Raw genomic sequence first — 6450 nt, 5'->3', positions numbered from 1 at the left:
CGGTTCCTGGTGGTGGGTGGCCCTGGGTCAGGAGTTTGCCGGCCTGGGCCCGGGCGCTGCCGTGGCCCTGGCGGTGCTCTTCGCCGGCTACCAGGCCCTGGCCTATGGCCTGGCGGCTGGCTGCGCCGTGTTCCTCGGCCAGCGCTACCAGCTCCCGCCGTTTCTGGTGGGCCCTTTGTGCCTCGGCCTGGCCGAGGCCCTCCTGCCCTTCTTCTTCAAGGCATCCCTGGCCATCGTCCTCTGGCAGCTCCGCCCCCTGGCCCAGGCGGCGGAGCTGGGCGGGCCGCCGGCGGTCGCCGCTGTCCTCGTCCTCGTCAACCTCACCCTGGGCAGCCTGCTGGTCTCTCTCCTGGAGCGGCGGCCGCTGCCGCCAGCCAGCCGCCGGGCAGCGGTTCTCTGTCTAGCCCTGGCGGCCCTCGGCTGGGGCCGGGCCTGGCAGGTGGAGCAGGCGAGACTCCAGGCGTCGAGCCTGTCCTGCGGCATCGTCCAGCCCAACTTCGGGATCGTGGCCGCCCAGGAGCGGCGGCTCCACGGCGAGCGCTATGTCGCAGCCCTGCGTGCCGCCACCCAGGAGCTGGGCCGCCAGGGGGCCGATCTCGTCCTCTGGCCGGAATCCGCCTGGCCCCTCCTCTTCGACCGCACCCTGCCCCGGGAGTTCCCGGCCGGCCACCCCTGGGAGCTGCGGCCCGGGGTCCGCGGCCGGCTGCTCCTCGGGGCGCTTACCCACCAGTTCGGCGGCTCGACGGTCTTCAACAGCGCTCTCCTCTTCGCCGACGACCGCCGCCTGGCCGGCCGCTATGACAAGACCCGGCTGGTGCCCTTTGCCGAGGCCATCCCCCTGGCCAGCCGCTTCCCGGACTGGGCCAAGCGCCTGCGCACCCGGCTACCGGACTGGCCGGCCATCACCCCAGGGCCAGGGCCCACCCTGCTCCAGGACGGGGACCTAGCCATCGCCGCCATGATCTGCGCCGAGGACCTGGACAGCCTTCTTGCGCAGCGCCTCGCCCGTCTTCGCCCCAACCTCCTGGTCTCCCTGGCCAGCGACGCCTGGTTTGGCGCCAGCGCCGCCCCGTACCAGCACCTGGCCCTGGCCTCCTTCCGGGCCATCGAGACCCGGCGCGATCTCGTCCGCGCCACCAACACCGGTGTTTCGGCCATCATCGACGCCACCGGCCGGGCGCAGCTGGCCGGTCCCCTCTTGGCCGTGCCCAGAAGCCAGCCCGCCCCGCCCACCCAGCTCCGGGGCGAGGTGCGCCTCCTGGACATCCCGTCCTGCGGCCGGTATGGCGTCCGCTTCTTTCCCCTGGCTGCTGCCTTGACCCTGGGAGCGCTGCTGGTCAGCCGCATCCTCGGAACGGGGCGCGGAGAGTTCGCAAGCACCGGTAGCGGCCGCTCCGGATGAGCGGGCGGTAACCGCCAAGACGGACCCCCCACGTGCGGGCTGCCGAAATGGCTGAAACAGGGCCGGGAAGTGGAAGCGCAGAAACAAGGAGGGGAAAAGGTTCGGCTGGGGCGGCACCTGGCAGATGACTCCGCGGGACCTGCAAGGCGACTGCCTCGCTCATGGCCGCATGGTCCGGGAGAGGGGGGCCTTGTCAACGCGGCCGCCGCAGGCCTGCCGAGGCGAAGCTCACCGACCTGAATCCTGGGCTGGCAGAGCTGCCAGGGAGGGAAGCGTGCGGGGGATAGACCGCGCTGAACCGCGGCGGGAAGCACCGCGCTCGCTCTGGCAGGGGTGCCGGGAGGAAAAGGCAGCGGTCAGGCGGCCCGGTCGTCGTGGACGATCCGGCCATTCCGGATGGTGAGGATGGCGCGGCCAGTGAGCTCCCAGCCCAGGAATGGGGAGTTGGCGCTCTTGGAGCGCAGAATCTCTCGGGTCAGGGGATACCGCCGGTCCGGGTCGATGACCGTGACGTCGGCGGGCGCGCCCACGGCGAGCTGGCCCCCTTCCACCCCCAGGATGGCGGCCGGCCGCTGGGACAAGAGCTCCACCGCCCGGCGGGGCGAGATCAGCCCTTGGGCCACCAGCGCCAGGGTCAGGGGCAACGCCGTCTCCAGGCCGATGATGCCGCTGGCAGCGACCTGGAACTCCACGTCCTTGTCCAGAGCGCAGTGGGGGGCATGGTCGGTGGCGATGGCATCGATGGTGCCATCCTGGAGCCCTTCGATGATAGCGGCCACATCCGCCGGGGTTCGGAGCGGCGGATTCATCTTGGCATGGGTATCGTAGCGGGCAGCCGCCTCCTCGGTCAGAGTGAAGTAATGGGGCGCGGTCTCGGCGGTGACCGGGAAGCCCTGATCCTTGGCCCAGCGGACGACGGCCACCGACTCCTTGGCGCTCAGGTGGGCGATGTGCAGGCGGCTGCCGGTCAGCCCGGCCAGGAGGCAGTCCCGGTAGACCATCACCGCCTCGGCCGCGGCCGGGATGCCCTGGAGACCCAGGCGGGTGGAGACCTCGCCCTCGTTCATGGCGCCGTTGCGGCTGAGGGCAAGGTCCTCGGCATGGGAGATGACCAGCAGGCCGAAGCCCCGGGCGTATTCCAGGGCCCGCCGCATGAGCTGGCTGTCCGAGACCGGCCGGCCGTCATCGCTCACCGCCTTGGCCCCGTTCCTGGCCAGCTCCCCGTACTCGGCCAGGGCCTCCCCCCGGCTGCCCTGGCTGATGGCGGCCACCGGGTACACCCGGGCCGGACAGCCGGCTGCCCGCTCCAGGATGAACCGCGTCACCGCCTGGCAGTCGTTGACCGGCAGGGTGTTGGGCATGGCAGCCACGGCGGTGAAGCCGCCGGCCACCGCCGCCGCCGTGCCGCTGGCGATGGTCTCCTTGTGCTCCTGGCCCGGCTCCCGCAGGTGGACATGGAGATCCACCAGGCCCGGCACCACCCAGGCCCCCCCCAGCGGGATTCGGGCCAGGCTCGGCTCCTCGGGAAGGGTCGCCCCCGGCTCCAGGAGGCCGGCGATGCGGCCGTCCCGGATGAGGAGACTGCCCGGCCGATCCGTATCGCTGGCCGGGTCGATGATCCGTCCGTCTTCCAGAAGGATGCTGTCATGCATGATGGACGCTCACTCGCCGCCCACGAACAGATAGAGGAGGGCCATGCGCACCGCCACCCCGTTGGTCACCTGCTCGAGGATAACCGTGCGCCGGTCGGTCATGACGTCCGGATCCAGCTCGACTCCCCAGTTCACAGGGCCGGGGTGCATGACCAGGGCATCGGGCCGCGCCGCCGCCAGGCGGCGGGCATTGAGGCCGTAGGCCGTGGCGTAGTCCCGCAGCGAGGGGATGAGCGGATCCTGCTGCCGCTCCCGCTGCACGCGCAAGGCGATGACCACATCCGCCCCCGCCACCGCCTCCTCCACGGACGGAGCTACCCGGGCACCCAGGGACTCGATGCCTTTCGGCATCAGGGTGCCGGGCCCGGCCACGGTGACCTGGGCCCCCATCGTCGAAAAGCCGATGATATCGGAATGGGCCACCCGGCTGTGGGCGATATCGCCGATGATCGCCACCTGAAGCCCGGCCAGGCCGCCCTTCGCCTCCTTGACGGTGAGGAGGTCCAGAAGGCCTTGACTGGGATGCTCGTGGCAGCCGTCGCCGGCATTGATCACCGGCGTCTGGATATGCCGGGCCAGAAGATGGGGGGCGCCGGAGTGGCTGTGCCGGATGACCACAATGTCCGGCCGCATCGCCTCCAGGTTCTTGGCAGTATCCACCAGGGACTCGCCTTTCACCAGGCTGCTGGTGGCGGCAGCGATGTTGAAGGTGTCGGCGGAAAGCCTTTTCGCCGCGATCTCGAAGGACAGGCGGGTGCGGGTGCTGGGCTCGAAAAAGGCGTTGATCACCGTCTTGCCCCGCAAGGTCGGCACCTTCTTGATGGGCCGGGTGGAGATCTCCGTGAAGGTGGAGGCCACCTGGAGGATACGGTCGACCGCCCCTGCGTCCAGGTCGCTCAGGCCTAAGAGATGCTTCATGGCGTCAGTGGATGGTGTCCCCGAGCCGGCCCCAGCGGACCCCGAAGTCGTTGGCGTCCCAGGACCAGTAGATGATGAAGGCCTTGCCCTTCACCGCCGCCAGGTCGACGAATCCCCAGAACCGGCTGTCCAGGCTCTTGTCCCGGTTGTCGCCCATGACGAACACCTTGCCCTCCGGCACCTCCTGGGGTCCGAAGTTGTCCCGGGGGCCGGTGGGCATCACCGCCGGGTCCTCGTGCACGCCGTAGGCAGCCGCCTCCCGCTGGCCGTTCACGAACAGCTCCTTGTTGCGGACCTCGATGCGGTCGCCCGCCACCCCCACCACCCGCTTGATGAAATCCTTGGAGGGATCCTGGGGATAGAGGAAGACGATGATGTCCCCCCGCTCCGGCCGGCTGATCGGCACCCACAGGCCGCGGCCGCCCAGGGGATTGCGGATGCCGTAAATGAACTTGTTGACCAGGATGTGATCGCCCACCAGGAGGGTGGGCTTCATGGACTCGGAGGGAATCTTGAAGGCCTGGATGATGAACGTGCGGATGAACAGGGCCAGCACCAGGGCAATGAGGATTGCCTCGACGTACTCGCGGACCAGGGACTTCGTGCGGGCTTGGGGGGCAGACAAGGACATCTCCTTCTTGACGATATCTGGCATGATTCTTGATTGCTCACAGGAGGGTTGAAGGAAGGCAAACAGCCCACTTGTATCCGAAAACAGCGGAAAAGACAAGCGCCTTCGCCGCCTGGCCGCCTGGCAGCACGGCCGCCTGAGGCGAGGCCAGGCCCTCGGCCTGAAAAAAACTTGCCATCGCCGAACCGGCTGCCGCAAGCTGTTTTCAGGGTCGACCAGCCTGGAGGGCCCGTCTGCGACAGTGGGCGAGGGCTGCCAGGCCACAAAATGTTGAATCCGACAATGACGAGCACACCATATATAGCAATACGGAGAACCACAGGAGTTCTCAGAGCCACCTTGCGCAGTTGCGGCAACTGCTGGCCCCAGGAGACACGAGGCTGCGACGCGACGCCTGCATCGTCGGGGTCATCGTCGCCATGGGCATGAGGATCGCAAGACCGGATGCGGCTGCAGAGGCGGGGGCTCTCCACCTTGGCGCCATGCTCATGGAAGGGAGCCCGGCAAGCACCAGGATTTTTTTGTCTGGGGGCTTGTCTTGGCAGTCTTGTTCCAGTAGCATGGTGGAAAATCGCCCTGATCTGCCATCCGCAGTGCCGGTACTGGTGTGACCGGTCCAGGACAGCCCACAGGGCGGCCGAGAACCGCGTCCTTTTTGCCCTGACATTGCGATGCCCGCCATCGACTTTTCCCTTTTCCGCCGACAGAAGATCGCCGTGGGGCTGGACATCGGCTCGCATGCGGTCAAGGCCTGTGAGCTGGCCGAGACCCCCAAAGGGCTCGAGCTGCGCAGCCTGGGCAATGCCCTCATGCCCCAGGGTGCGGTGGAGGACGGCATCCTCCAGGACCCGGCGGCAGTGGCCAAGGTGATCAGCACACTCCTCCAGAACCTGAAGATCAGCGGCAAGAAGGTGGCCTTCTCCATGTCCGGCTATTCGGTGATCGTCAAGAAGATCAACCTGGCGGTCATGCCCGAGGCCGAGCTGGAGAAGCACATCCATGCCGAAGCTGAGCAGTACATCCCCTTCGACATCGCCGATGTCTATCTGGACTTCCAGGATCTCAAGACCTCCGGCCCCGAGGAGGATCGCACCGACGTCATGCTGGTGGCGGCCAAGAAGGAGGTGGTGGACACCTACCTTGCCATGCTCCAGGGTATCGGCCTGAAGCCAGTGGTGGTGGACGTGGACGCCTTTGCCTTGGAGAACGCCCTGTCCCACGCCACCGCCGATGACAATGTCGGCCTTATTGACATCGGCGCTGCCAAAATCAACATCAACATCCTGGTGGGCGGCAACTCCGCGGTGACCAGGGACGTGGTCCTGGGCAGCCGCCAGCTTACCGAGGACATCGCCCAGCGCCTGGGGGTGGACCTTGCCGAGGCGGAAAGCCTCAAGCTGGGGGTCACCCCGGCGGGCGAGCACCAGGCAGCGCTGGAGGAGGTGTTCTCGACAACCGTGCGCCAATGGGTCACCGAGATCCGGCGCGCCATCGATTTCTTCTCCTCGAACTACCCCGACGAGGCCCTGGCCAGGCTGATCCTGAGCGGCGGTGGCTCCAAGGTGCAGGGCCTCCGGCAGTATCTGGAATCAGCCACCGGCATCCCGGTGGAGCAGTCCAACCCGTTTGCTCGCATCCTCACCCCCCAGGACCGCATCGATCCGGCCTACGTGGCCGCGATCGCTCCGGAGATGGCCATCGCCGTCGGCCTGGCCACCCGGCCCTGCCCCATTTGAAGCCAGGAGCCGAGCCCAGCCGCCCATGATCCGCATCAACCTCCTGCCCATCCGGCAGATCAAGCAGCGCGAAGCCCTGAAGCGGCAGCTGGCCGTCTTCGTGCTCGCCCT

General features: G+C 68.1%; 5 protein-coding genes. 2 read left to right on the top strand and 3 right to left on the bottom strand.

Annotated elements, in window-relative coordinates:
• Window positions 1-1402, top strand: a 1402-nt coding sequence (gene lnt, locus AB1634_18195) for an apolipoprotein N-acyltransferase (GenBank protein ID MEW6221445.1), incomplete at its 5' end; no start/stop codon positions are given.
• Between the two features lie 356 nt (window positions 1403-1758).
• Here lnt and AB1634_18190 read toward each other — a convergent pair.
• The 3 genes from AB1634_18190 to lepB are packed head-to-tail and all read right to left on the bottom strand — an operon-like array spanning window position 1759 to window position 4603.
• Window positions 1759-3054, bottom strand: coding sequence for a dihydroorotase (locus AB1634_18190; protein ID MEW6221444.1), 1296 nt, complete (start codon window positions 3052-3054; stop codon window positions 1759-1761).
• A gap of 9 nt (window positions 3055-3063) precedes the next feature.
• Window positions 3064-3972, bottom strand: a complete 909-nt coding sequence (locus tag AB1634_18185) for an aspartate carbamoyltransferase catalytic subunit (protein MEW6221443.1) — start codon at window positions 3970-3972, stop codon at window positions 3064-3066.
• A 4-nt stretch (window positions 3973-3976) separates the two neighbouring features.
• Window positions 3977-4603, bottom strand: coding sequence for a signal peptidase I (gene lepB, locus AB1634_18180; GenBank protein ID MEW6221442.1), 627 nt, complete (start codon window positions 4601-4603; stop codon window positions 3977-3979).
• Window positions 4604-5274: 671 nt separating this feature from the next.
• Here lepB and pilM point away from each other — a divergent pair.
• Complete coding sequence (gene pilM, locus AB1634_18175) at window positions 5275-6339, top strand: type IV pilus assembly protein PilM (GenBank protein MEW6221441.1); 1065 nt, start codon at window positions 5275-5277, stop codon at window positions 6337-6339.
• Window positions 6340-6450: the final 111 nt, after the last annotated feature.

The organism is Thermodesulfobacteriota bacterium (genome assembly GCA_040755095.1).
Classification (GTDB): Bacteria; Desulfobacterota; Desulfobulbia; order Desulfobulbales; family JBFMBH01; genus JBFMBH01.
Note: the sequence above shows the minus strand (reverse complement) of the source record. Positions and strands in the feature narration are given on the sequence as shown.